Consider the following 23,743-nt stretch of genomic DNA (forward strand, 5'->3'; position numbering starts at 1 on the left):
GGACATGGCTTATCAGACGACGGAATCCCTCTGGACCCCGGAACATCAGATCTTCCGGGAAACGGTGCGCCACTTCATCGCGACGGAAGTGGAGCCGAATGTCGACCAGTGGGTGGAGAATCATGCCATTCCCCGCAGCTTCTGGCTGAAGGCGGCGCAAGCTGGCATTTTGGGCGTGGACATTCCCGAAGCCTATGGCGGTCCGGGCGGCGACTTCCTGCACCGGCTCGTGATCGCGGAGGAGATCGGCTACAGCCCGGCGGGCGCGGCGATGGCACCATCGCTGATCGCGGACGGCACCTGTGAAATCCTCTATCGCTCCGCCAATGAGGAGCAGCGGCGGAAATATCTGCCGCCGATGGTGCGCGGCGAGATGCTGTTCGGCCTCGCCATTACCGAGCCGGACAGCGGCAGCGACGTGTCCTCCATCCGCACCACCGCGCGGCGCGATGGCGACGACTATGTCATCACCGGCGCCAAGACCTATATTTCGCAATCCTCGATCGCCGACGCCTTCATGGTCGTCGCCCGCACCGGGGACGAGCCGGGTTCCAAGGGGCTGTCGATGATCATTGTCGAGGCCGACCGGCCCGGCTTCAAGCGCGGGCGGGCACTCAAGAAGATGGGCGTCAATGCCTCCAACACGGGCGAAATCAGCTTTGACGAGGTCCGCGTGCCCGTCACCAACCTGCTGGGCGAGGAAGGGCGCGGCATGGCGTTGTGCCTGGGCGGGGTGAATATGGACCGGATCACCTGGCCGCTCATCGCGCATGCCGCCTCGCAGCGTGCGCTCGAGGAGACCACCGAGTTCGTGAAGAACCGCAAGGCTTTCGGCCAGACCATCTTCGATTTCCAGAACACGCAGTTCAAGCTGGCCGAAATGAAGACCGAACTGGCAGTGGGCCGCGCCTTTCTGGACGAGGTAATCCGAGACTATCAGGCGCATGGCAAGCTCGACACGCTGAAATGCGCGATGGCGAAGATGTGGCTGCCGGAAATGGAAGCGCGTATCATGGATACATGCGTGCAATTGCATGGTGGTGCAGGCTATATGGACGAATATCCGATATCACGGCTCTATACTGCTGCCCGGCTGCATCGTATCTTTGCCGGAACGGCCGAGATCATGCGTGTGATCGTCGCACGGTCACTCTGATGTTCAAGGTCATGCTGTTAGCGAAGAAACGCCCCGACATCAGTTTCGAGGCGTTTCGCGACTATTATTCCAACCATCATGTGCATCTGATGAACCGGCTGCTGGCGCATGGCGCGGCGGTGCATCGGCGCAATTTCGTGCAGCATCCCGATCCGGCGCATCCCGGCGACTATGATGTGATTTCGGAGGTCTTTTACGAGGATCGGGCAACGGCGGAGGCGACCATGCGCGAAATGGCCGATCCAGAGGTCCATCGGCAGCGGATCGAGGATGAGAGAAAATTCCTGATACCGGAATCGGTGCGGGTCTTCATGGTCGAAACCGACACCAGCCTGTTCCGCCCGTTGAAGGAGCTGACGCCGTGAATGTTTCGGAAGCAGTGACGAGCCGGCGGTCGATCCGCCAGTTCCTGCTCGATCCCGTCGATCGGGCCGTGTTGGAGCGGGTTCTGGAAAAGGCGCAGCGCGCCCCGTCCGGCGGCAATCTGCAACCCTGGAACGTCCATGTGGTGAGCGGCACGGCGCTCAACCGGCTATGCGGTGCGCTGGCAAAGGTGCTGCCGCAGGGGCGCGCGGGGCATAGCGGCGAATATGCCATCTACCCGGCCGATCTGGCGGATCGCTACAGCGACAGCCGCTATGAGGTAGGCGAGAGCATGTATGCCGCGCTGGGCGTGACGCGGGACGACAAGCAGGGGCGTCTTGCCCAGTTCGCCCGCAATTACCGGGCCTTCGGTGCGCCGGTACTGATGCTGGTGCACACACCGCGCTATATGGGGCCGCCGCAATGGGCCGATATCGGCATGTGGTTGCAGACGGTCATGCTGCTGCTACGCGAGGAAGGGCTGGACAGTTGCGCGCAGGAGGCATGGGCCGTCTATCAGAAGCAGATCCGCGAGCATGTCGCGATCCCGGGCGACCATATCTTCTTTTGCGGCATTTCGGTCGGCTATCGCGATCCCGACGCACCGGTGAACAGTTTTCCCGTCGCGCGTACTCCGCTGAAGCAAGTCGTCACATTCGTCGAGTGAAGCAAGGCGCGATGAGCCTGACTCATCGCGCCTTGGTCAAGCCCGCGCAGCGCTTGAGAGAAACCCGCTTGTGATCGGTCGAAGACCGGACACGATGGTATGAGAAACGCGTCAGCGCATTCGGATATCCGGCTCTATCCGGTCATTCCAATTGGGTTGGCAAAAGGCCCTGTCGTCTGACAGGGCCTTTTCAGATGGGGTCGATTTTTCTGTGCGATCCGAAGGCTTGGCGATATCGGCGCAGGCGTACAGATAGGACTGATCTTCCGCTGTCAGCGCATATATCCGGCAAATCCAGTCCACACCCCATGCCAGATAATTCATGACTATGACCCTCTCCCGATCAAAGATCGTCCGCCAGCCGCCATGCTTGTGGTCGACTCTGACGGGCATATGATAAATATGCTTACTAAAAAAGCAATGCTGTTCTCAACGAGCCTCATCATCGTCCGCCCAGCTTGAACCCCAGCGTCACGCCATAGGTCCGCGGCGGCGCGTAAAAGGCATTGTCGCCGATCCCCGAGACGGTCACATTCTGGAAATAGCGCTCATCCGTCACATTGTTCATGAACAGCGCCAGCCTCCATCGCTCATCGGGCGCGGACAGGCTGAGGCGCATGTTGAGCACGCCATAGGCATCCTGCTTCACATCCTTGCGATTGCCCGGGTCCCAGTAAAAGCCGCCGTTGAACAGATAATTGGCGCTGAACCCGGCCTGCAAGCCACCCACCGGCCGTTCATAATCGACGCCCAGATTGATCGTGACCGGCGGCGCGTTGACCAGTTGATTGCCCGAGGCGTCGGTGATGGTTTCCACATTGCCGAAGGGCGCAACGGTGCGCGGCGTATAGATGCGCGCATTTTTGAACTCGCTATATTCGCTGTCGAGCAGCGACAGGCCCATGCGGAATTGCAGGTCGCCGGTCTGCACCGGCGGGGCGATGATCGCCTCCGCATCCAGACCGTAGATGCGCGCCTGCGCTGCATTGTAGATGAAGCTCGCCCCGGCGATCAGGCGGTTGAGCTGCAAATCCTTATAATCATAATAGAAGCCCGACATGTTGAGCCGCAATGTCCGGCCCAGCAGGTCGGATTTGAACCCGGCTTCGAACGCATCGATCGTTTCCGGCCGGGCAGGCGGGAAATAGGGACCACCTAGGTTGAAGATGCCGCTCTTGAACCCCCGACTGTAGGAGGCATAGAGCAGCACATCGCGGCTCAGCTGATGGTCGATCGCCAGCCGCCAGGTCAACTTCTTAAAAGCCACATTGTTGGAAAAGGCCCCGTCCGGAAAGGCCGCACTGACCGGCCGTGTCGGGTTGTCGTCCGTCGTGTTGATGACCGTCCCCGCGCCCAGCGGATGCCCGGCCAGCGCGATCGTCTCGCCATCCAGCGTGCGTTCGTCACGGGTATAGCGGACGCCCGCCGTCAGCCGCGTGCTGTCGGTCAGCCTGTAGGTGCCCTGCACGAAAGCGGCATAGCTGTCGGTCGTGACATCGTCATAAATGGCACTGTTGAGCGCGGCCGTGGCGCTGCGTACCGCCAGCGGTTCGAACGCCGCCTTGGAATGGAAATAGAACAGCCCCGCCGTATATTCCAACCGCCCAGTCGTGCCGATCAACACCAGTTCCTGCTGGAAAGATCGGGTCGATTCATTGAGGATCGCGTCGACTAGCGATAAGGGCGAGGCATCCTGATCGTAACGGCTGTCATTTTGATAATCCCTGTAGGCGGTCGTGCTTTTCAGCGTCGCATCGCCGACCTGCCACTCGCCCACCAGCGACACGCCCCATTGCTTGAACGTGCCGAAGGAGGTCAGATTGCTGATCGTTCCATAGTCATTGCCGTCGAAACTATAGCCGCCGGTGGTGCGCGTGCCGGGATAGATGATGCGCACATTGCCAATGTCGGAATCGCGATGCGTATAGTCGCCGGTCAGGCGAAAGTTCAGCGTATCGCTCGGCTCGAACAACAGCGAGCCGCGCACGCCCCATTCTTCCTTCCGGTTCACCTGCTCACCCGCAACGCCCGGCGTCGATCCGCTGTTGCGACCATAGCCCTTATTCTGGTTGACATAGACCGCCGCCAGATCGACCGCGATCCTGTCACTGAGGCCCGCGGTGCCATAGACCTTGGCGGAATAGGTGTCGTAATTGGCATAGCCAATCTCGCCATCCAGCATGGCGTCGTGAGATGGCTTCTTGGTGATGATCTGGATGAGACCACCGGTCGCGTTGCGACCGAACAGCGTGCCCTGCGGCCCCTTCAACACCTCGATCCGCTCGATATTGTTGAAGATCAGATTCACGCCGGAGAGCGCTGCGATATAGACGCCGTCGACATAAGTGGCGACGCCGGATTCATCGCCGGGTGCGGAGTTTTTCGAGCCCACGCCGCGCAGATAGGGGGCGATGGTGCTACGCTCCCCGCCAAGCGTCAGGCCGGGCGTCACATTGGCGAGTTGCGTCGTGCCCTCGATCCCCGCCTTCACCAGACCGTCAGCGGTGATCGCCGCGATGGCGATCGGCACTTTCTGCAAGGATTCCGAACGCCGCTGCGCCGTGACGACGATATCGCCGATCGCGCCCTGCTCCGGCGCCTGCGCATCGGACGCTTGCGCCCTTGCCGGCATTGTCGTTACGATAGCGGAACCTGCCGTCAGCACAGCCAGAAAATGACGCAGTTTCACCGACATCAGCCCATCCTCCCAGAAACAATTTTTTAGTTTGCTAGATTATGATATGCTGACAATCAATATAATAATGCATATCCGTCAAATGGATGCGTCGGCCCCGTCCTGACCGAAGCGGATGCGCCGCAAAAAATCCACCACGCTGTCGTTGAAGGCATCATTGCGGTCGCCCGCGACCATATGGCCTGCCTCGGGCACGCCATGCACCTCCGTCTGCGGCACCAGCCGCACCAGTTCGGCCACCCCGGCATCATCGACAATGTCGCTGCGCCCGCCGCGCACCAACAGGGTGGGAATATGGACATGGCTTGCCGCTGCCAGCAATTGCTCGGTCCAGCCGGGCGGCTCCGCTGTCGGCCGAACGGCCATCATGCGCGGGTCCCAATGCCAATAAAGCCGGCCATCCTCGCGGGCGCGCAGATTCTTCATCAGCCCCGACGGGTCGCGCCGCGTCTTGCGCTCGGGATTATAGGCAGCCACAGCGGCAAAGGCTTCCTCCAGATTGGCAAAGCCATCATCATGGGCGCGCATGAAGCGTTGGATTTTCTCCACCCCGCCCGGCGCTGGCCGCAATACGATGTCGACCAGCACCAGCGCGGTCACCTGCGGAAGCAGCCCGTTGCCCACCGCATGGAAGCTGGTCATGCCGCCCATCGAAGCGCCCACCAGCGCGACCGGCCGCGCATCGCCCAGCACGAACTGCAAATCCGCCCCGCGCGCGCCGAGCGAATAATCGCCACTGTCCGACCAGCTGCTGTCGCCATGCCCACGCGCGTCGAAATTGATCACACGATAGCCCTCGCCGATCAACCGGCGCATCGCCCCTGCCCAGCTATGGCGCGTCTGTCCGCCGCCATGCAGCAAGGCAATGGTCGGCGCCTCCTCGGGACCGCCAACATCTGCGATCAGCGTCAGCCCGTCCGGGGTCCGAAATTCACGGCGGCTTATGTCCATGGTCAAACCCTTTCCTCCCCCCGGCCCTGACCTTGCCTACAGCCCCTCATGAAAATATGCTAGCGTACTTTATAAGACCGAGGCACGACGCGCAGCCTGTTCAGCCAAAATCTCGGCATCATGTTCGCCCACGCCATGCAAAGGGACATAGTTGCCCAAGGGCGAACGGGACAGGCTGAAGCATGGTCCCAGATCCTTCATCCGGCCCATGACGGGATGATCCGAAATCCGCACCATGCCCCGCGCCGCCAACGCCTCATTGCCCAGCATACGGGCCTCCCCATCCCGCACGCAGATTTCCGCCCCGATCCCGGCGTCCCGAAGCATCGCAATCGCGTCCGCCATGGACAGCGGCGCCAACATCGCGCCGATGGCAGCCTGCGTGGGTTCGGCAAGACCTGTCATCGCCGACAGGGCGTGCCGGACCTTTTCCCCACGCGCCGATAGCGCAATCCAACCGTCGCGGGCAGGATAGAAGCCCTCCCGCGGATGGATCGCCGTTCCGCTGTCGTTGATCGGGTCAGCGCCTGCAAATTGCCCATCAGGCAGACGGATGAGTTCCGACAGCAGGAAAAGCCCGGCATTGATCAGCGGCATTTCCATCCGGCTTCCCCCACCATCCCGCCGCCGCGCGTACAGGGCGCAGAGCAGGCCGATCGCGCCCAGCGTGCCCGCCGCGAAATCGACCATCGACAGCCGGTTCCATAGTGGCTGCCGCAGCTTTGCTCCGCGCCGGATTTCGATCCCCGCGCGCTGCTCCAACCCTGTCACCGCCTGCATCACCATGTCGAACCCGGCACGCTGTGCGCTGGGGCCGTCCGATCCATAGGCCGGGCTCTCCAATATGATGAGGTCGGGTTGCAAGGATGCCAGTGTCTCGGCATCGATGCCCAGCCGATGCGAGACGCCGGAACGGAAATTGCTGGTGACGATATGGGCGTCGACCGCGAGCGACTGCGCGGTGTTCAGCCCTTCGCGGTCTTTCAGGTCCAGCGCGATGCCGCGCTTGCCCCGGTTGGAGGCGATATAGCCGCGGATCAATCCACGGCTGGGATCGCCGCTCGGCGGCTCGACCTTCACCACATCCGCGCCCAGACCCGTCAACAGTTGCGAAGCCAGCGGCCCAGCAACATAGGCGCCGAAGTCGACCACTCTGATGCCTTCGAGCGGGCGCTGCCCAACGGGCAAAGGGCGCGGCTTGCCTGCGGCTGTTCGGGTGGCGCGCATGGGCAAGCCTACAGAGTCGACCCCTTCGGCATGGCGGACGATCACCCCGTTGCGGATGATCTGCGGATCGTCCCAGCACGCGCCGGGCGCCAGAACCGGCTCGGCTGGCAAGCCCTCCGCCCATAGCGCCTGCAACAGCGCATCCCGCTGCCACAAGGCGCAACGGGACGCGATCAGGTCGATATCCCCATAGAAATTACGCGGATCACCGCCCGGCCGGGGCATGCCGCTGTCTCCGGGCAATACCGTCGGATCATCAATGCCCAGCAGGCGATAGAGCTTATATTTCGACCCCGCAGCGCCGATCACCAGATGGAGGAATTGCCCGTCCGCACATTGGAAGATCAGCGGCATCGCATCCTTGGGCGTGATGAAGGCGGCCGCCGGTGTCGGCTTCTCTATGTCCATCCAGAACATCGGCAGCCAGCTGATCGCGCCTTCCAGCAGGGACGTCCGCACGACCTGCCCCAAGCCACTGCTCTCCCGCTCGATCAGCGCCGCAAGCCCGCCGAGCAGCGCCTGAAAGGCTGCACCGATATTCGCCGGCGCAAAGGCCATGGCAAGCGGCCGATCCGGATAATGTTCGAAGGCCAGCCCAGAAAGCGCCTGCGCCAGAAATTCGCTCGACGGGCGGCCCGCGCCTTCCATATCCGGTGGATTGCCATCGATGCGGATGGTGATGAGACGCGGATGGGACGAAGCATCGACCGTGAAGGGCGTCACGTCGGGATGATCCTCTCCCCCGATGAGGCACAGATCGGCGCTCGCCAGAAGCGTTTCCCTGTCATCCATCCCGCATAAGTGGCCACCTGCATGCCAAGTCCGGTAGGCGGGATAGAGCGCCTCATAAGCGACGTCGCCCACCGGCGGAACGCGCCAGACTTCGGCACCGGCATCGGCCAGGAACTTGGCCACCAGGGCAGCGGCCATGCCCGATCCCAGATCGAGGACTTTCAATCCTTTCAGATATGACCCGGCTTCATTCATCCCTCACCTCCCCCATCGCTGATCAGATCGACTTTGCAATCGCATTTTTCTGAATTTCCGACGTTCCCAGGAAGATGCGGTGAATACGAGAGGTAGTGAAGATTCCCGAAATCGGCGTTTCCACCGCCAGACCCATGCCGCCATGCAGTTGCAGGCACCGGTCCGCGACGCTGAACTCCAGTTCCGATGCCGCGAGCTTTGCCATGGCCGACTCCGCCGGGGCCAGCGTGCCCAGCTGTATCTTGTCCAGACATTGATCGACAAAGGGTCGCAGCGTTGCAATTCCGGTCTTCATCTCGGCCAGCGCGTGCTGCGTGGCCTGAAAGTCGAAGATGCTCTGACCGAAAGCCTTGCGGTTGCGCACATAATCGACGGTCAGGTCGAAGGCGAGTTCGGCACCCGCCAGAAAGCGGCACGCCTGCGCCACCCGCATGTCGGTGATGACCTTGAGGACATTGGGCAGAGCCGCCGAATCCCCTTCTCCGACCAGCCGGTCAGCGGGAACGCGCACATCTTCCAGAAACAACTCGATCTCCGCGCCGCAGCCTCTGTGGATGGTTTCGATCGGCTTGCTCTTATTCACACCGGGCATGCTGGCGTCGATCAGGAATATGCCCGCGCCCGGCTTGCCGCTGCCCTCATCGATTAGCGCGTAGGTCGGCAGCAAATTGCAGTGGACGCCGTTGGTCACCCATAGTTTCGCGCCGTTGATGACATAGTCACCGCCATCCCGCCGGGCGACGGTGCGGATCGCACGCAGGTCGCTGCCCGCCTGCGCCTCGGTGAAACAGGCCTCCGCGATCACATCGCCGGATGCATAGCGCGGCAACCACGCCTTTTTCTGGGCTTCCGTGCCGCCCGCATAGATGAGATAGCTGGAACTGTCGGTGCTCAGCCCTCCGCCCATGCTGATGCCGCCCAGCGAATAGCCGGCCTCTTCATGCAAGATCGCATGATGCAGGAAGTCGCCGCCCATACCGCCATATTCAGTCGGTATCCCCGCCTGCAAAATCCCATATTCGCCCGCCTTGCGGAAAATATCGCGGTCATAAATGCCGTCACGTTCCCACTGTTTATAATGGGGATCGACTTCGGTTCGGAAGAAGCGGCGGACCGTCTGCCGGAATTGCTCATGTTCCGGCGTAAAAACAGGGCGCTCCTGCATGGCCAGCATAGATAATGTCTCCCGTAAGATGCGGATCAGTCGAAATGATAGGACAGGGTGAAGCCATAGGTACGCGGTTCCGCCGCACTATAGAGGCGTCCGGCCGAGGTGCTGTTCGCCCCGGCAAAATACTGCTCGTTCGTCAGATTCTTGCCCCACAGACGCAAGCCAAGCCGCTGGTCCGCCGACCGCCAGCCGAGCGACGCGCTGAGCAGCCCATAGGGATTTTGCGCAATCGAATGATCCGGTTCGAAATAGAAGCGAGCGGTATGGAAATAGCTGAGATTGAACAGCAGATCGCTGCCGTTCGCCAGATTCAGCGTGTAGTTGGCCGCCACATTGACGGTCATCGGCGGCGAAAAGATCATCCGGTTGCCGGAAAAATCGCATCCGCCCGCCACTTGCGTCTGCCCGCCGGGCGCATTGGCGGGATAATCGATGATCGCACAGGTCGCCGCCGCCCCATTGGGGGAGAAATGCGGACCATTGCGGAAATCCTTATATTTGGCGTCCAGAAGCGACAGGCCGCCGGTCAAACTGAGCCCCTCCACCGGCATGGCGGTCACTTCCAGTTCGGCGCCATTGACCCTTGCCTTGGCGGCGTTCACCGTGATGGCCGTCGTGCCCAATATTTGCGTGACCTGGATATCGGAATAATCATAATGGAAAGCTGAAATATTGACGCGCAAATGTCGGTCGAACCAGTCGGTCTTCAATCCGACTTCATAGGCATCCAATATCTCGGGAGCGACGGCTGGATTGAAATAGCTGGTGACGTCGTACACGCCGCTCTTGAACCCGCGATTATAGGAGACATAGGCCATCACATCATTGGTGAAGCGATGATCCAGCGAAAGACGCCATGTCATCTTGTTGAAATCGGTGTCGCCCTTGGCGGACAGGGTCTGGATGCCGTTGACGGTCGTGCGTCCCTCGATCTTCCGCTTGTCCGCCGTGTAGCGAAGTCCCGCCGTCAGGCTGGTGCGGTCGAACAGCTCGAAGGTGGCCTGACCGTACAGAGCAAAGGACTGGGTGCTTTGCCGCGAATTGACATATTGCTGCGTCGTCGTTCCGATCAGAACGCCCTGAGGCGCATAGCCGGTCTTGTCGTTGAAGTAGAAGGCACCCAAAATCCATCGCACCGGTGCTTTCGGCGCTGACTTCAACTGCAATTCCTGAGAGAAAGTATCGACTTCCGTTGCCAGAGTGACAGCTGTGCGCGGCACCACGGACGCATCGAGATCATAAAGGACGTCCTGCCGGACCGAACGATAGGAGGTGATGCTTGTGATATTCAGACCGCCGAAATCCTGATCCACGCGGAGACTTCCGCCCTGGGCGTCGACCTTGTTCCGGGCATCGACGTTGTTGTTGACATTATAGAAGCCAGCATTGGCCGTAGCGCCTGCTGTCACGGTTCCGGGAACGGCTGTTCTCAGGACGCCTTGATCGCCGTTGAACCTGTCAATGTCAGCGGCCAGCAATATCCGGGTGTCCGGACCCGGCGTCCATAGCAGCTTCGCCCGCGCCGAGATGTCCGAATAGGTATAGACCTCCTTGCCCGTCGCGATATTGCGGCCCCAGCCTTTATTGCGGTCCGCAATATGGCCGGCAAAATTGACCGACAGATTGTCGCTTATCCCGCCCGAAGCATAGGCATTGGCGACGACGGTATCGTAATTGGCATAGGTCAGATCCATATCCATCGCCGGTGTCGCGGTCGGATCACGGGTTATGACATGCAGCACGCCACCTACGGCATTTCGGCCGAACAAGGTCCCTTGCGGACCTCGCAAGACTTCGATCCGCTCAATATTGTTGAAGTCGAACACTGTTGCGACATTGCTTGGAATATAGACATTATCCACATAGGTCGCGACGGACGGTTCATTCGACGGAGACGCCGCAGCGGCGCCGATCCCTCGCAAAAAAGGCGTATTGGATGTCGCACTGCGCACGAGAACCAGACTGGGCACGGCTTCGTTCAGAGCCTTGAGGTCCGACAGGCCGCGCGCCGCGACCAGATCGGCCGATACGGCGGTGACCGACGCGGGGACATCCTGCAACCGTTCTTCGCGGCGGTTGGCCGTAACCACAATATCGGCAATGCTGCCGTCACGGCCTTCAGTCACGCTCGTCTTCGGCCCCTCCTGGGCGGATGCGGCATGGGCGTGAATGGCAAAAGCAAAAATGGCGCATCCAGCCATTTGGCGCGCGCGTAGGCATCCGAAATATCTCGGCATTTATCCCCTCCTGTTACCGGCCATCATGATGTCCTGAGCATGGTCCGATTCTCAGCATGTGCATAATATACAAGCATACCATTATACGCAATAGGCTGGGCGCGACGCCTCCGAATTAATTAATATATTGTTTTATATGATTATTTCCAATTTCCGTCCGGCAGGGCTGTACCGTCTAGGCTTTAAACAGCACACTATTAAAGCATATAGAGTCGCTTCCGACTCGTTCGACCGATTGACGATCGGTCCATCTCGCGGCATGGTCGCAGCATGGGGAAGCTCAGCGCTCAGATTGCGCGATCAATCAGCGAACAGATTGCGAAGGCTGGCTGGCCGGTTGGGGAAATCATCGCCACCGAGGCTGAACTGATCCGCAATTTTAGCGTCAGTCGTGCCGTGCTGCGCGAGGCGCTCGGCCTGATCGAGCTGCATGGTATCGGCACCATGAAGGCGGGCAAAGGCGGGGGGCTGCTCGTCACGGCCCCGGCCTATGAAGCCAATGTCGGGGAGTTGGCTGCCTTTCTGGAAGTGTCCGATGTCCGCATCCACGACCTGATCGAGGTCTGGCAGCTTTTGGAAGCCAAAGCCGTCGAACTGGCCATCCTGCATCTGGATGAGGAAGGCACCGATCAGATCGCCGCGTTCCGGGAGAATTTCGCGGCGCCTTTTGGCGATGTTGTGGAAGAATCCACGAAATTCAGACAATTTTGGGCGCTGATCGCAAAATTGTCACGCAACCCGATACTGATGACGTTGATCGATGCATTTCAGCTTTCCCTGTCGGGTTTGAGTGTCGCTCGACTCCATCAGCCGGAAAATCTCGCGCACCATCTCCACCAGTCGCGAGGAACCAAGCGTGCCATCATTGATGGCATCCTATCCTGCGACAGCTTCACGGCGTTGACTGCGCTGCGGCAGGATTTCCTCAACCAATATCGTGCGGTCGAGCGGTCGCAAATCGCCACGATGAGCCGGATCGCGACGGACGATGCCCGCGGCGACCGCAAATTGCCGCGATGGATCGCTTTCAAGATCAGTCGGCAGATTGCGGAACTCGGCCTGCAACCCGGCGATTCCATGGGTTCGGAATCCGCACTCCTCCTGCAATTTGGCGTGAGTCGCTCCGTGCTGCGCGAAGCCATACGCATGTTGGAAGCGCATTCTGTCGTCGAAACCCGGCGGGGCAAAGGTGGGGGTCTGCGTGTCGCGCTGCCTGATCCCGGCCCTGCCTCTGCCGCTGCGGTCCGTTTCCTCATGACGCTCCCGATCACGCGCGAGCATGTCTTTGAAATCCGCTATGCGCTGGAGATTCGCGCGGCCGGGATGGCGGCGAAGAATGAGGCACACATCCAGGCTGCCCATGAGACGCACAACTCAGCTGCGCTGTTTCAAGCCATCATCGAAAGCTCAGGCAATAATGTGATGATTTTCGTCTCAGGGATCATCCATCAGATTTTATCGGAATTGGATGCCCAGCCCACTTCGGACTATTTACAGGACTATGAAAAGATCATCGGATCGATTTGCGAGGGCGACGCGGCGGGCGCCCGACGGCAGATGAAATTCCATCTCGACCGTTCATCGCGGCATTTGTGAGACCATTGCTTCCTGCTCGGCAACGGCGCGAGCAAAGGCATGGCGGCCGAGCAGCGCGAAAGGCAGGCCGATCGCGATCAGCATCAGCAGCGTGAGGGTGATGGACAGACCCAACTGGTTCGGGTCTTTCACGATCCTGTCGCCGATCAGGCCTACGATGAGCGGACCGAGGCCGAAGCCCAGCGCATTATAGGTGATCAGGAAAATTGCCGACACGACGCCCCGGCGGTCGGCTGGCGTCGGCAATTGCACGCCGCCAAAGGCCGTAGGGCCAGCGGCGCAAAGGCTGAAATAGGCCAAGCCATAAGCGACAGCAGCGACGACCAGCGATGGAGCCAGCGCGAACAGGCTGGCGAACAGGACCGCCGCCAGCATCACTCCGGCCAGGATCAGCGGCTGGGCGCCGGCAATATGGCGTCGGCCGAGGTCATCATTCAGCCAACCGCCGAACAGATGGCCGACAGGTCCGGCCAGCAAGCCCGTCAGGCCGACAAGACCGCTCGCAGCGGTGACATCCAGTCCATGATCCCGGACATAGAAGCTGACCGACCAAGCGGCGATCGCGGCGGTCATCCCCGTCGTCATGCCAAACGGGATGAACAGCGCCGCATAGGCCCAGCGATGACGCCAGACATGGACGAACCCGCTGGCGATGCCCGCGCGCGGCCCTGTCGGAGCCATGCGCGGCGGCTCTCGAACCAAGAGCAGGAACAGCAACGAAAAGCCAAGGCCAGCCAAACCTGCGGTCATGAATACCGAATTCCACGGATCAAGCGTGCGGACACCCGCGACCCTCAACCCTCCATTCGCGACAAACCAGGCCAGCAGCATACCCCCGCCGCCGAAAGCCACAGCTCGGCCAAAGGACCCACCCATCGAAAAGATCGAAACACCCCGGCTGAGCCTGTCGCGCGAGAAACAGGCCGTGATCATCGACATGGCGCAGGGAATCAGCGCCGCCTCGCCCAAGCCAACCATCAACCGGGCGGCCATCAATTCCGCGAAACTGCGGGAAAGGCCACACCCTATCGTCGCCAGGCTCCAGCAGACAAGGCCGCCCGTCACCGTCAGCTTGCGATTGGCGATATCGGCCAGCCGCCCGAACGGAACGCTGGCGATCAGGAACATCATCACGAACGCTGGTCCCTGAAGCATGCCCAACTGGGTATCGCTGAGCATCAGCCCGCGCTTCACATCCTCCATCAGCACGCTCAGCAGATAGCGGTCGAGGATCGACAGCAGATAGGCGATCGACAACATGCCAGCGACGAACCAAGCATAGCCTCCGGTCTGGGCCGGCGCCATATCGGCGCTGAAGAGCTTGTCCGCTACCGATCCTGAGCTTGCCATACATCTCCTTCCGCGCTTGAGCGCCTATCGGCTGCACGCCGCTTCTATTTCGCTTTTCAGCCAGTTCAGCCCCGGGTCCTTGTCGAAGCGCCGATGCCAGGTCTGCCTGATCGGAAAGGCGCCGAAATCGAACGGGGATTCGGTCATCGCCAGCGCGTAACGCGCCAACATCGGTTCGGCGATCCGCCGGGGTAAGACCGCGATCAGATCACTCTGTTCGATGATCGAGGGAGCGACCAGAAAATCGCCTATCGTCATGGCAATGCGTCGTGTCACGCGCTGGCTTGCCAGCGCCTGATCTATCGCCCCCAACGCGCCGAAGGGCGAGATGTGGAGATGCGCGCAGTGCAGGAAATCGTCGCGCGACAGTCCACCAGAGAGGGCCGGATGTCCCGCGCGTGCCACACAGACCGCCTCGTCGGCGTACAGCGGGGAGGACGCCAGAAAATTAGGCGGATGGGGCGGTTCGCTGCCCACATAAAGATCGATCCCGCCATTTTCGATCATCTGTCCGCAGCTGCGGGCGTTCGATGGCTGCACCACCAGTCGAACATGCGGCGCACCCGCTGTCATCCGACGCGCCAGGGCAGGCATCACCACCGCCGCGACATAGTCGGTCATGCCCAGTGTGAAGCGCTGGGTGGAAGTCGCCGGATCGAATTGCGCGCTGGGGACCAGCAAGGTCCGAATGTCCCGAAGGACAGCAGCCACCGGCCCCGCCAGAGCCTCGGCATGCGCAGTCGGCTGCATGCCCTGCGGCGTTCGCACGAACAGCGGATCGTGCAGCAATAACCGCAACCGGGACAGCGCATGGCTGACCGCCGACTGGGTCAGATGCAGCCGCTCGGCGGCGCGCGACACGCTCTGTTCGATCAGGATCATGTCGAAAACGACCAGCAGATTGAGGTCCAGGCCGGAAAGATTGACGTCGCGCACGGCCGTTGATCGAGATGCCGATCCCGTCATGTCCTGAACCTCGTCCCATTGGCTGGCCCGTCGATCTTGCCGGTGCGATGCCTTGTTCGCCGGAAACCTGCCTCACGCAAAAGGATATAGCAAGCTAGTTAATGATCATCTGAATTACTATGAATCCGCTGCATGATCGGAATGACAAACCATCACTGGCTCACACCCTTCCGCCGCCCTTACTGTGCGCCCCACAACATCAGGAGGCGAGAGGATGGCGACAGCAGCGGTTCAGGGATCGGCCAGCGTCGATCATGACAGGCTCAAGGCCGAACCCCACAGGTTGATCGAACTCACGATCACGGAGAAATTTTCCTTCGACCGCGACGAACTGGAGGCGATCCAGCTGGCGGGACTGAAGAAGCGCTTCAACGACCTGCTGCCGCATGTTCAGGTGCTGCAACGCTTTGCCGAGGAACAGGGACTGAGCGAAATCACCAGTCTGGAAGATGGCGCGCTGCTGTTGTTCCCGCACACCATGTATAAAAGCTATCCAGCCTCCGCGATCGAGAAGAACCGCTATGATCAGATGACCCGCTGGGTCGGAACGCTGACCGCCATCGACCTTGACCATGTCGACAGCAGCGCCTGCCGATCGATCGACGACTGGATCGACCTGCTCGATGCCCAGACCGACATCCGCATGCGCCATTCATCCGGCACGACCGGCAAGCTGTCCTTCGTGCCCATGGCAACGGTCGAAACCCGATCCTCCGTCATCGGCATAAGGCGGTCGTTCGAGGGCTTTGGCGATGAACCCGATGCCGGGGTCGAAGGTCTGGGCACGCTGCCCCTCATCGCCTTCGGCTATCGCCATGGCTCGCAAAGCTTCCCCCGCTCTGTCGATGCGATCATCGAGCATTTTTACGGCGGGGACGCAAGCCGGGTCCTCTGCCTCAATCCCGGCCGGATCAGCGCCGACGTCGCCTCGCTCGCCGGCCGGCTGGAGGGCGCGCGGGCCAAGGGCACGCTGGGGCAGAAACAGCTCGCACCGGGCCTGATCGACCGGCGCGAGCAATTCCTGCGTGAACAGGCGGAAGCACCCCGGCATCTCGATCGCTTCTTCGAGCGCTGCGCCGATGAGTTTCGCGGCCAGCGCGTCGTGCTGAACGGGGTCTTGCCGCCGGTGGTCGATACAGCCGTCAAGGGGTTGGAGCGCAAGCTGGAGGGGCTGTTCGCCCGTGACAGCCTGTTCTTCATCGCCGGGGGCACAAAGGGCCAGTCGCTGCCAGCGGATTATCGGGAACAGGTGACGCGCTTTACCGGCGTGCCCTTCCCCCGGCCGGGCTATGGCATGACGGAGGGGGTTTCCGCGATCACGCGCATGTGCCCAGCGGGCCATTATCATATCGTGCCGAACCTGATCCCCTATCTGCTCGATCCGGATAGCGGTCAGCCACTGCCGCGCGCGGGCACGCATACGGGACGTCTGGGGATCATCGATCTGGGCACCCAGACGCGCTGGGGCGGCTTCCTGACCGGTGACGAGGTCACACTGAACCATGGCGGCCTCAGCCCCTGCGATTGCGGCCGCAAGGGCGCGTTCATCCAGGGTGAGATCCGCCGCTACAGCGAATTGCGCGGCGGCGACGACAAGATCACCTGCGCGGGGGCGCCCGGCATCGCCGACAAGGCGCTCGACTTCATGGCCACCATTGCGGGCTGACCATTGACCAAAGGACCAATATCCCATGATCACTCATGTTCCGCTGATCATCCGCGGCCGCATCATTGAGGATGCCGATCTGGAATTTGGCGGGCGGCGCAACGGCCTCGCCTTCACCACGCCCGACGTCCGGCAACATCTGGACGCGCTGACGCTCGATGATCCCGCCGCGCTGGCGGACATCCATGCGCTGAAATCCGAGGAGATATTCGACTATCTCGCCGCGCTGGGCGAGGAACTGGTGCTGGACAGGAACCCCTATCTTCAGGAAGCCTTCGAGCTTTCGGCGCAATCGTCCGGGCTTTCGGCGGGCATCGTCCATCATCTCTACAGCACGCTGGGCAGCCTGTTTGCCAAGCCCTTCGTGCGCGAGCTGGCGGAAAATGCCATCGGCCTCCGCTATCTGGACGGTTGGGTCGAACGGAAGATGGCGAGCGGCTGCGTCTGCAACATCCGTGCTTTCGGCGCGCGCACTGCCCATGTACTGGCCGGCAATGTGCCCATGCCCTCCGCGCTGGGTGTGATCCGCAACGCCATCACCCGCAGCGACGCGATTTTCAAGACGCCGTCCAATGACCCGATCACCGCTGCGGCAATCGGCCGGACGATGATCCGCATGGCGCCGGACCATCCGGTGACCAGACATCTGACGATCGCCTATTGGAAGGGCGGCGATGAAAGCATCGAATCCCATCTCTACAATCCCACCCGGATCGAGAAGATCATCGCTTGGGGCGGCCAAGCCTCGATCACCCATATTTCCCGCTATATCCAGCCGGGGATCGACCTGATCACGATGGACCCCAAGCTGTCCTCATCGATCATCGGCGCGGCGGCGTTCGAGGATGAGGCGACCATGGCCAAAGTCGCGGAACGGGCCGCGCTGGACGTCGCCTATTTCAACCAGCAGGCCTGCGCCAGCGCGCGGGTCATCTATCTGGAAAGCGGTACGAGCGACGACGGCCTGGCAAAAGCCAACCGCTTCGGAGAGCTGCTGTTCGATGCGATCCAGAATCTGCCGAGGACGTGCAGCGGTCCGGGCGCGATCGATGCGGAGCTGCTGGAGGAAATGCAGAGCCTCAAAATGGTGAGCAACGACCACCGCATCATCGGCGGCGGGGAAGAAGGGGCCGTGATCATCTCCCAGATGGACGAGCCGGTCGATTTCGCCCCGCTGCTCAACAATCGCGTGGTCAATCTGGTCCCGGTCGATGATCTCGACGTGCCGATCCGCTCCGTCACCGCCTATACGCAGACGATCGGCGTTTATCCCGACCGGCTCAAGGCCAGCCTCCGCGACCGGCTGGTGTTCAATGGTGCGCAGCGGATCGTCTCGCTCGGCTATGCGTGCAAGGCGGCGATGGCCGGGCCGCATGACGGCATGGAACCTCTGCGCCGCATGTGCAAATGGATCAGCGACGAGACGAGCGATCCAAACATCGTGCCGTTGCTGTCGCATGTCCGGCCTGTTGTCGCACCCGCGCATGAGCGCTGATCAGCCCTTTTTGCATGCTGATCCACAAGCTGGGCGGACATTGAAAAAGCTGCCGGTCGGCCTTCGGGTCGATTCCCGCCGGGCCGGTCTCCACGAAGGCATTGCAACTCGCAGGCCATTCCCCGCGATCAAACCGGCACAGAAAATCCCGCAAGGAACCACAAAGCTCGATAATTCTAGCTTTTAAACCGGCACAGTAACCGGCATGAATGTATTCACGATGGAGCCCATGGTGCCGGAAGAGGCCGCTCGCGGCCTTGAGGATGGCGCAGTGACGCTGATCGCCGAAGCTAACAGACTGGTCGGTCGCATTCACCCCATCTTACAGGAAGCGGTGGGGACGCACGTCCGCTCCATGAACTGCTATTATTCTAACCTCGTCGAAGGGCACGACACCCATCCGCGCGGCATCGACCGCGCCCTTGCCAATGATTTCTCCGTCGAGCCGCGAAAGCGAGAACTCCAGCAAGAGGCGTTGGCCCATATTCATGTCCAGCGCCTGATCGACGAGGGGCGCGATCTGGACCTCTGGCCGGACGGGGGAATATGCGGCATGGCTGCATCGCGAATTCTGTAGGCTCCTGCCGCCGGAAATACTCTGGGTTGGCAATCCCGGCACGGGTGAGCGCCTTCCCTTGGTCCCAGGCGAATGGTGTGACCGGCAGGTGATTGTCGGGAGGCATATGCCACCGGATCCTGACGAACTCCCACGCTCTGGCGAGGTGTGCGCTCTATGGCCAGCTTCACCCGTATATGAGCGGCCAGCGCTGACGCTCCGACAGAAGGCATGCCGGATCAAAAGCCGATCTAGCTGTCAACGGCGGTCGGATTTTAGGCCAGCGTGGCAGAGTAAAAACAGGCCATTGAGAGTGCGCGCTGATATGCAAAGGGCCCCGATTGGGGGCCTTTGCATATTTGGCGTTTCCCGGGGGAGCCGGAGGCGGCGTGGGTGGCCTATTTTTACTCTGTCCCAGCCGCGCGGCGGGCGGACTTCTTAAGGCGGAAGCTATCACCATTCATGGTGAGGATGCTGACATGATGGGTGAGCCGATCGAGCGGCGCGCCGGTGAACCGTTCAGACCCCAGAACCTGTGTCCAGTCCTCGAACGGGAGGTTGGACGTGACGATCGCTCGTAGCTCTGCGAGAAGGTCTCGAACGATAGCTCCGCCCCCGTTCAGTTCGTCGACGATGAGCAGCTTCACAGCCGCCAGGTCGCGCTGCGTCTTGAGCAGCCGCTTTTCGTCCCTGGCTTCCGTCAACTGGTTCACCAGTGCTGCGGCGGTCGTGAACGCGACAGTGAAACCTTTCTGGCAGGCCGCCTGCTTCAGGTCGTCCGAGACAATGGCCCCTGGCCGCTGATCATGGCCGAGAATTTCAGGACGCCGAAGAGGTCATCGCCACGACCTCCGGCTCCATACCCTAAGGGGTGACATTGGCCGGGGACATGATCGGACTCAACCCGGTGTTCCGCGGCTATCTCGCGCGTGGCGGCACCTGATTCTATCCGGAGATCGAGGATTGCTATTATAACAGCCGCTTCCTCGAACTGATCCCCAACTATTGGGATTGCCAATATGCGGAGCCGGAAACCTTCCTCTTCAACATTCAGGGACCGACGTCGATCAGCGGACCGCCGCATCTGGACGGAACGGTCTTCCGTGGCATGACCATCGAAAACACGCCGCTCTGGTTGCTGCTGACCATGGCCAAGTCCCGCCTGTTCGACCGGTGGTGCTCGGAAAAGGGGCAGATCAGCTGGGACTTATCGCTTCGCCCGCTCTGGAGCGCAACCAGGGTCATATCTGCCGTTAGCGTTGGCACTCCCATTTTCTCCGACGTGCCAGCCGACAATTCAGCGACGATGTAGCAAGCCTGAAACCAATCATTCCCGCGCATCCAACCGCGACTGACGGCGCGACCTCGGTGATCTTCAACAAAAAAACGCTTTTTTTGACAAGTAGTTACCTGTATTTAATAATATTGTTCAAAAAAATGTCCATCTTATCCAATGACTTGATAATTCATTTGACAAAATTAGAAAGGACGCATGATTTTTATTTGCGATTAAATTCGGTCATTTAAGAAAATATCCGGCGGGGCGTTACTTTGCTGCGGCAGATTGTGTCCATAACCACTTTTTCACCATGTTTTTTCATGTGTAAGAAGGCGGCGGCGGGGTAATAAGCTGCGTTCATTTAATCTGCGTTCGCACGACATGCGGACCGGTTTGGTTCGTTTGTCACGCGCTGCCGAATGTCGGAAACAAGGACGAGAGCTATGGGCAAACCGATCAAGGCGAATTCCACCACCGCAGGCAATGATATAATCAAGGGCAGTTCGGGCAGCGATTATATCGACGCCGGGGCCGGTAACGACACGCTGACCGGTGGCGGCGGAGCAGATACCTTCGTTTTTCATATCGGCAGTGGGCATGACGTCGTCACTGACTTCAACCAAGCCCAGGGGGATCACCTGCTGTTCGATTTCGGCAGCTATTCCCAGTCGATGGTGACGGGCAATCTCTATGATGGAGAGACGTGGTGGAATGCCGGCCACACCGCGCAATTCACGGTTTCGGCTCTGGACACGAATAGCGATGGCCATATCGACAGCACGATGATCTCGATCGCGACCAGCGGCAGCACCGATAGCGTGACGCTGCTTGGCGTGATGCCATCGGATATTTCCGGATCGTCACTGATCGGTGGCTGATCCAGTAGGATCGCCAAAAGACATAAGGGGCGGCCCAAGCCACCCCTTATTATCTCTGCTTCATATAAGGTCGGCTCCGACCATGTTCGTCACGCCAACCAGTTGGATGAGCGCGGTGATGCCCACCCCATTATTGTCGTAGGCGAGATAGCCGTTGCCGCCAAAGGAATCGAAATAGAAGTCGACGCTGCCATTGAGTTTGGTGTCCGCCGCGGCGATGAACGCAGCGAGATTGGTGGCGTGCGTGACCGTCTCAGCCGCGAACGAACCGCTGATGCTGGCGAAATCAAGCTTGTCCGTGCCGGAGGTAAATCCGGACACTATTCTCGTCGGTTGCGTTGGCAAGGAGTCTGTGTCCAAGGAACTAATACCCGTCAGGTCGAACAACCCGGAACCATTCACGACAACCGAAAAATCATCCACCGTCGTCGAGACAGCGCCGGGGAAAATATCCCGGTCATAGTCAGTGACTTGGGCAGAAAAATCGAACTGCTGATCGGGAATGACCGTCGATTGCGAAATCGAATAGGCGCCCAGGTCGAACGCACCCTGGATATTGGTAATCAGCGCCGTGTCGTGGACCGTCTTGGTGTCGAACTCGATCCGCATATTGGACTGCATGCCCGTGAGGTCCACGAAACTCAGGCCCTGGCCGCTCACCAAGCCATTGAACGCTGAAGCAACGACGCCGGTCGTCGCGCTGTCGACACTATGGTGCAATGGGTCGCCATCGCTCACATAATCCCATTGTTCGACCAAAGTCTCCTTGAACCCGGACTGCGTGTTCGGATCGACCGTTTTCGCGTCAACCTGATACACGCGTACCGACGTAATCGGCACGCTGGTCGCCCCGGCGATCGGATTGAGCGCGAAATCCCGATTTTCTGACGTAGGGCTATCGTCAAGCGCTAGCCCGCCTTATTCGTGACGCTCTCCCTTCTGCCGCTCACTGGCCTTTTGCACCATCGGGCTTATGATCAGGACAAGCGATCATGCTGCGTCTATTTCAGCGCGAGTGTCTGATAGGCTTTCGGATTGAGGGACGGGGCTTTGCGGTTCGGCGGCGCGGCCGCGCGGGCTATGTCTGGGTGGCCCTGAGCGCGGTGGCGATGGTCCGGAACACGGCGGCGTCGGGACAGGCCGAAGCGAAGGCGACCCGGACGCGGGAGGCGGTTTCGATGACGCGGGCGGCGATCTTGAGAAGCCGCAGGCGCAGGGTTGCGAACTCGGCGGTGGCGAGCGCGGTGGTCTTGGGGATGACCTGCTGGATGCGCCACATTAGCCAGTAGGCCGCGGTGTGCAGAATGAGCCGCATCTGATTTGCGTTGGCTGATCGGCACGAAGTGCGATCACTGCTGAGCTGTGTCTTGTGCTGTTTGATCAGGTTCTCGGCCTGGCCGCGGGCGCAATAGAGGCTGTCGTAGATGTGTTCAGCGGAGCCTTCTGCCAGGGAAGTGACGACATAGCGGATATCCATGCCCATGATGCTGGCTTCGATCCGGGTTACGACGCGGCGCTGGCATTTCCAGCTTTTCGCCCCATAGCGGATCTCGGCATAGCTGCGCAGGACAACCCGGTCTTGCTCGGCGCGCTTGACGGCGCAGGCATCAGCGGCAGCGACAATGTCTGTATTGGCGCGCAGCGCGGCATTGGTGGGAAGGCCGAAGACATAGTCGATGCCGTGCGCCTCGCAGAAGGCCATGACCTCTGGCCGGCCATAATGCCCATCGCCGCGGATGGTGATGTGCGTTTGCGGCCAATGCCGACGGATATGCCGGACAAGCCGTCGAATGTGCCCCGCAGCCTCCGCGCCTGACGGCGTCTTGCCGGTACGCAGCAGCATGGCGACCGGCCGTCCCGTCGCCGTGTCATAGATGTGGATCGGCAGGAAGCAGCGCTCGCCGTGATGGCCGTTCCAGAACGAAAGCTGTTGGTAGCCATGCACGACATCACACGTATCATCGATGTCCAGTATCACCGCCTTGGGCGGCTCGGGGTAGCTGGCGCAGTAGATGCCGACCATCGCGACCAGCATCCGCGCCAATTCGCGCGTGGTCGGCGCATTCTCCCAGCGGCTCATTGTCGGCTGGCTCGCCAGGCCTGCGCCTGAACCCAACAGTTTGCCCAGCGCCAGGCGAAAGCCTGGGTCGTCGCGCAGGGCGTCGAGATCATCGGCATCCTCGTAGCCGCAGGCAATAGCCAAAACCCGCGCTCGCAGAATGTCATCGAGCCTGTGGGTCACACGGGAAGGATCGCGCGGATCGGCAATGCAGGTGGCGAGCTGCCGGCAGATACCCATCTCGCGCTCGGCTTGCGCCAGTAGCAAAACCCCGCCGTCCGAGGTCAACCGGCCACCATCAAAGGCGGCCGTGACTTTCTTGCGCGCGACCGCTGGAAACGAAATCAGAGGCGCGCTATCGTCGCCCCCGGCGGGTGTGGCCTGTGGCATTTTTTGCCTCGTTGCAGGTTGGTCTAGACATCCAATTTCCTACAACAAGACAAA

19 protein-coding genes are annotated in these 23,743 nt (G+C 60.7%); 9 read left to right on the forward strand and 10 right to left on the reverse strand.

Translation table 11 applies throughout. The features are described from left to right. Positions 1-4 precede the first annotated feature (4 nt). Genes HUK73_RS19925 through HUK73_RS19935 form a run of 3 tightly spaced genes read left to right on the forward strand, consistent with a single transcriptional unit; the run spans position 5 to position 2,186 of the window. Positions 5-1,156 carry an acyl-CoA dehydrogenase family protein gene (locus HUK73_RS19925; RefSeq protein ID WP_176593598.1) on the forward strand — a complete coding sequence of 384 codons (1,152 nt, stop codon included), beginning with the start codon at positions 5-7 and terminating at the stop codon, positions 1,154-1,156. 11 nt (positions 1,157-1,167) lie between these two features. After that, the gene (locus tag HUK73_RS19930) at positions 1,168-1,521 is read left to right on the forward strand and encodes an EthD domain-containing protein (RefSeq protein WP_218036665.1); all 354 of its coding nucleotides are present in this window, start codon (positions 1,168-1,170) and stop codon (positions 1,519-1,521) included. Further along, positions 1,518-2,186 carry a nitroreductase gene (locus HUK73_RS19935; RefSeq protein WP_176593600.1) on the forward strand — a complete coding sequence of 223 codons (669 nt, stop codon included), beginning with the start codon at positions 1,518-1,520 and terminating at the stop codon, positions 2,184-2,186. The genes HUK73_RS19930 and HUK73_RS19935 overlap by 4 nt, the downstream gene beginning before the upstream one ends. A gap of 442 nt (positions 2,187-2,628) precedes the next feature. Here HUK73_RS19935 and HUK73_RS19940 read toward each other — a convergent pair whose 3' ends face one another. The 5 genes from HUK73_RS19940 to HUK73_RS19960 all read right to left on the reverse strand — a co-directional run bounded on the left by HUK73_RS19940 (position 2,629) and on the right by HUK73_RS19960 (position 11,343). Beyond that, the gene (locus tag HUK73_RS19940) at positions 2,629-4,881 is read right to left on the reverse strand and encodes a TonB-dependent receptor (protein ID WP_176593601.1); all 2,253 of its coding nucleotides are present in this window, start codon (positions 4,879-4,881) and stop codon (positions 2,629-2,631) included. Positions 4,882-4,959: 78 nt separating this feature from the next. Continuing rightward, entirely contained in the window at positions 4,960-5,832 is an 873-nt protein-coding gene (locus tag HUK73_RS19945) for an alpha/beta fold hydrolase (protein ID WP_176593602.1), read from the reverse strand. Positions 5,833-5,901: 69 nt separating this feature from the next. Continuing rightward, a complete protein-coding gene (locus HUK73_RS19950) occupies positions 5,902-8,046 on the reverse strand; it encodes a CoA transferase (protein ID WP_176593603.1) in 2,145 nt (714 codons plus the stop codon). A 22-nt stretch (positions 8,047-8,068) separates the two neighbouring features. Further along, on the reverse strand, positions 8,069-9,220 hold the full coding sequence (locus HUK73_RS19955) for an acyl-CoA dehydrogenase family protein (protein ID WP_176593604.1): 1,152 nt from the start codon (positions 9,218-9,220) through the stop codon (positions 8,069-8,071). A 26-nt stretch (positions 9,221-9,246) separates the two neighbouring features. Continuing rightward, a complete protein-coding gene (locus HUK73_RS19960; protein ID WP_176593605.1) occupies positions 9,247-11,343 on the reverse strand; it encodes a TonB-dependent receptor in 2,097 nt (698 codons plus the stop codon). Positions 11,344-11,724: 381 nt separating this feature from the next. Here HUK73_RS19960 and HUK73_RS19965 point away from each other — a divergent pair, with 381 nt between their 5' ends. Then, positions 11,725-13,050, forward strand: coding sequence for a FadR/GntR family transcriptional regulator (locus HUK73_RS19965; RefSeq protein WP_176593606.1), 1,326 nt, complete (start codon positions 11,725-11,727; stop codon positions 13,048-13,050). Here HUK73_RS19965 and HUK73_RS19970 read toward each other — a convergent pair. Both HUK73_RS19970 and HUK73_RS19975 read right to left on the reverse strand, forming a co-directional pair. Further along, positions 13,033-14,400 carry an MFS transporter gene (locus tag HUK73_RS19970; RefSeq protein ID WP_176593607.1) on the reverse strand — a complete coding sequence of 456 codons (1,368 nt, stop codon included), beginning with the start codon at positions 14,398-14,400 and terminating at the stop codon, positions 13,033-13,035. The genes HUK73_RS19965 and HUK73_RS19970 overlap by 18 nt on opposite strands. A gap of 24 nt (positions 14,401-14,424) precedes the next feature. Further along, positions 14,425-15,366, reverse strand: a complete 942-nt coding sequence (locus HUK73_RS19975; RefSeq protein ID WP_176593608.1) for a LysR family transcriptional regulator — start codon at positions 15,364-15,366, stop codon at positions 14,425-14,427. Between the two features lie 214 nt (positions 15,367-15,580). Here HUK73_RS19975 and HUK73_RS19980 point away from each other — a divergent pair, with 214 nt between their 5' ends. The 3 genes from HUK73_RS19980 to HUK73_RS19990 all read left to right on the forward strand — a co-directional run bounded on the left by HUK73_RS19980 (position 15,581) and on the right by HUK73_RS19990 (position 19,104). Then, positions 15,581-17,032, forward strand: a complete 1,452-nt coding sequence (locus HUK73_RS19980) for a hypothetical protein (RefSeq protein WP_176593609.1) — start codon at positions 15,581-15,583, stop codon at positions 17,030-17,032. A gap of 25 nt (positions 17,033-17,057) precedes the next feature. Further along, complete coding sequence (locus HUK73_RS19985) at positions 17,058-18,527, forward strand: acyl-CoA reductase (protein ID WP_176593610.1); 1,470 nt, start codon at positions 17,058-17,060, stop codon at positions 18,525-18,527. A gap of 205 nt (positions 18,528-18,732) precedes the next feature. Next, complete coding sequence (locus HUK73_RS19990; protein WP_176593611.1) at positions 18,733-19,104, forward strand: hypothetical protein; 372 nt, start codon at positions 18,733-18,735, stop codon at positions 19,102-19,104. 383 nt (positions 19,105-19,487) lie between these two features. Here HUK73_RS19990 and HUK73_RS19995 read toward each other — a convergent pair whose 3' ends face one another. Continuing rightward, positions 19,488-19,901 carry an ATP-binding protein gene (locus HUK73_RS19995; protein ID WP_176594722.1) on the reverse strand — a complete coding sequence of 138 codons (414 nt, stop codon included), beginning with the start codon at positions 19,899-19,901 and terminating at the stop codon, positions 19,488-19,490. Between the two features lie 290 nt (positions 19,902-20,191). Here HUK73_RS19995 and HUK73_RS20000 point away from each other — a divergent pair, with 290 nt between their 5' ends. Continuing rightward, positions 20,192-20,395 (forward strand): hypothetical protein, encoded by a 204-nt coding sequence (locus tag HUK73_RS20000; RefSeq protein WP_176593612.1) that lies wholly within the window; start codon positions 20,192-20,194, stop codon positions 20,393-20,395. A gap of 410 nt (positions 20,396-20,805) precedes the next feature. Next, the gene (locus tag HUK73_RS27080) at positions 20,806-21,240 is read left to right on the forward strand and encodes a calcium-binding protein (protein WP_304413758.1); all 435 of its coding nucleotides are present in this window, start codon (positions 20,806-20,808) and stop codon (positions 21,238-21,240) included. A gap of 60 nt (positions 21,241-21,300) precedes the next feature. On the opposite strand, the gene HUK73_RS20010 is transcribed toward HUK73_RS27080, so the two are convergent. After that, entirely contained in the window at positions 21,301-22,080 is a 780-nt protein-coding gene (locus HUK73_RS20010) for a hypothetical protein (protein ID WP_176593614.1), read from the reverse strand. 238 nt (positions 22,081-22,318) lie between these two features. Then, entirely contained in the window at positions 22,319-23,689 is a 1,371-nt protein-coding gene (locus HUK73_RS20015) for an IS1380 family transposase (RefSeq protein WP_176590134.1), read from the reverse strand. Positions 23,690-23,743: the final 54 nt, after the last annotated feature.

Origin of the sequence: Sphingobium sp. EM0848, from assembly GCF_013375555.1 — a bacterium.
In the GTDB taxonomy this organism is placed as follows: domain Bacteria; phylum Pseudomonadota; class Alphaproteobacteria; order Sphingomonadales; family Sphingomonadaceae; genus Sphingobium.

Bases quoted from the DNA above. Each gene is read 5' to 3' on its own strand.
- HUK73_RS19925 (WP_176593598.1), top strand. From the start codon at position 5: ATGGCTTATCAGACGACGGAATCCCTCTGGACCCCGGAACATCAGATC.
- HUK73_RS19930 (WP_218036665.1), top strand. From the start codon at position 1,168: ATGCTGTTAGCGAAGAAACGCCCCGACATCAGTTTCGAGGCGTTTCGC.
- HUK73_RS19940 (WP_176593601.1), bottom strand. From the start codon at position 4,881: ATGTCGGTGAAACTGCGTCATTTTCTGGCTGTGCTGACGGCAGGTTCC.
- HUK73_RS19945 (WP_176593602.1), bottom strand. From the start codon at position 5,832: ATGGACATAAGCCGCCGTGAATTTCGGACCCCGGACGGGCTGACGCTG.
- HUK73_RS19950 (WP_176593603.1), bottom strand. From the start codon at position 8,046: ATGAATGAAGCCGGGTCATATCTGAAAGGATTGAAAGTCCTCGATCTG.
- HUK73_RS19955 (WP_176593604.1), bottom strand. From the start codon at position 9,220: ATGCTGGCCATGCAGGAGCGCCCTGTTTTTACGCCGGAACATGAGCAA.
- HUK73_RS19965 (WP_176593606.1), top strand. From the start codon at position 11,725: ATGGGGAAGCTCAGCGCTCAGATTGCGCGATCAATCAGCGAACAGATT.
- HUK73_RS19970 (WP_176593607.1), bottom strand. From the start codon at position 14,400: ATGGCAAGCTCAGGATCGGTAGCGGACAAGCTCTTCAGCGCCGATATG.
- HUK73_RS19975 (WP_176593608.1), bottom strand. From the start codon at position 15,366: ATGACGGGATCGGCATCTCGATCAACGGCCGTGCGCGACGTCAATCTT.
- HUK73_RS19980 (WP_176593609.1), top strand. From the start codon at position 15,581: ATGGCGACAGCAGCGGTTCAGGGATCGGCCAGCGTCGATCATGACAGG.
- HUK73_RS19985 (WP_176593610.1), top strand. From the start codon at position 17,058: ATGATCACTCATGTTCCGCTGATCATCCGCGGCCGCATCATTGAGGAT.
- HUK73_RS19990 (WP_176593611.1), top strand. From the start codon at position 18,733: ATGAATGTATTCACGATGGAGCCCATGGTGCCGGAAGAGGCCGCTCGC.
- HUK73_RS20000 (WP_176593612.1), top strand. From the start codon at position 20,192: ATGACCATCGAAAACACGCCGCTCTGGTTGCTGCTGACCATGGCCAAG.
- HUK73_RS27080 (WP_304413758.1), top strand. From the start codon at position 20,806: ATGGGCAAACCGATCAAGGCGAATTCCACCACCGCAGGCAATGATATA.
- HUK73_RS20015 (WP_176590134.1), bottom strand. From the start codon at position 23,689: ATGCCACAGGCCACACCCGCCGGGGGCGACGATAGCGCGCCTCTGATT.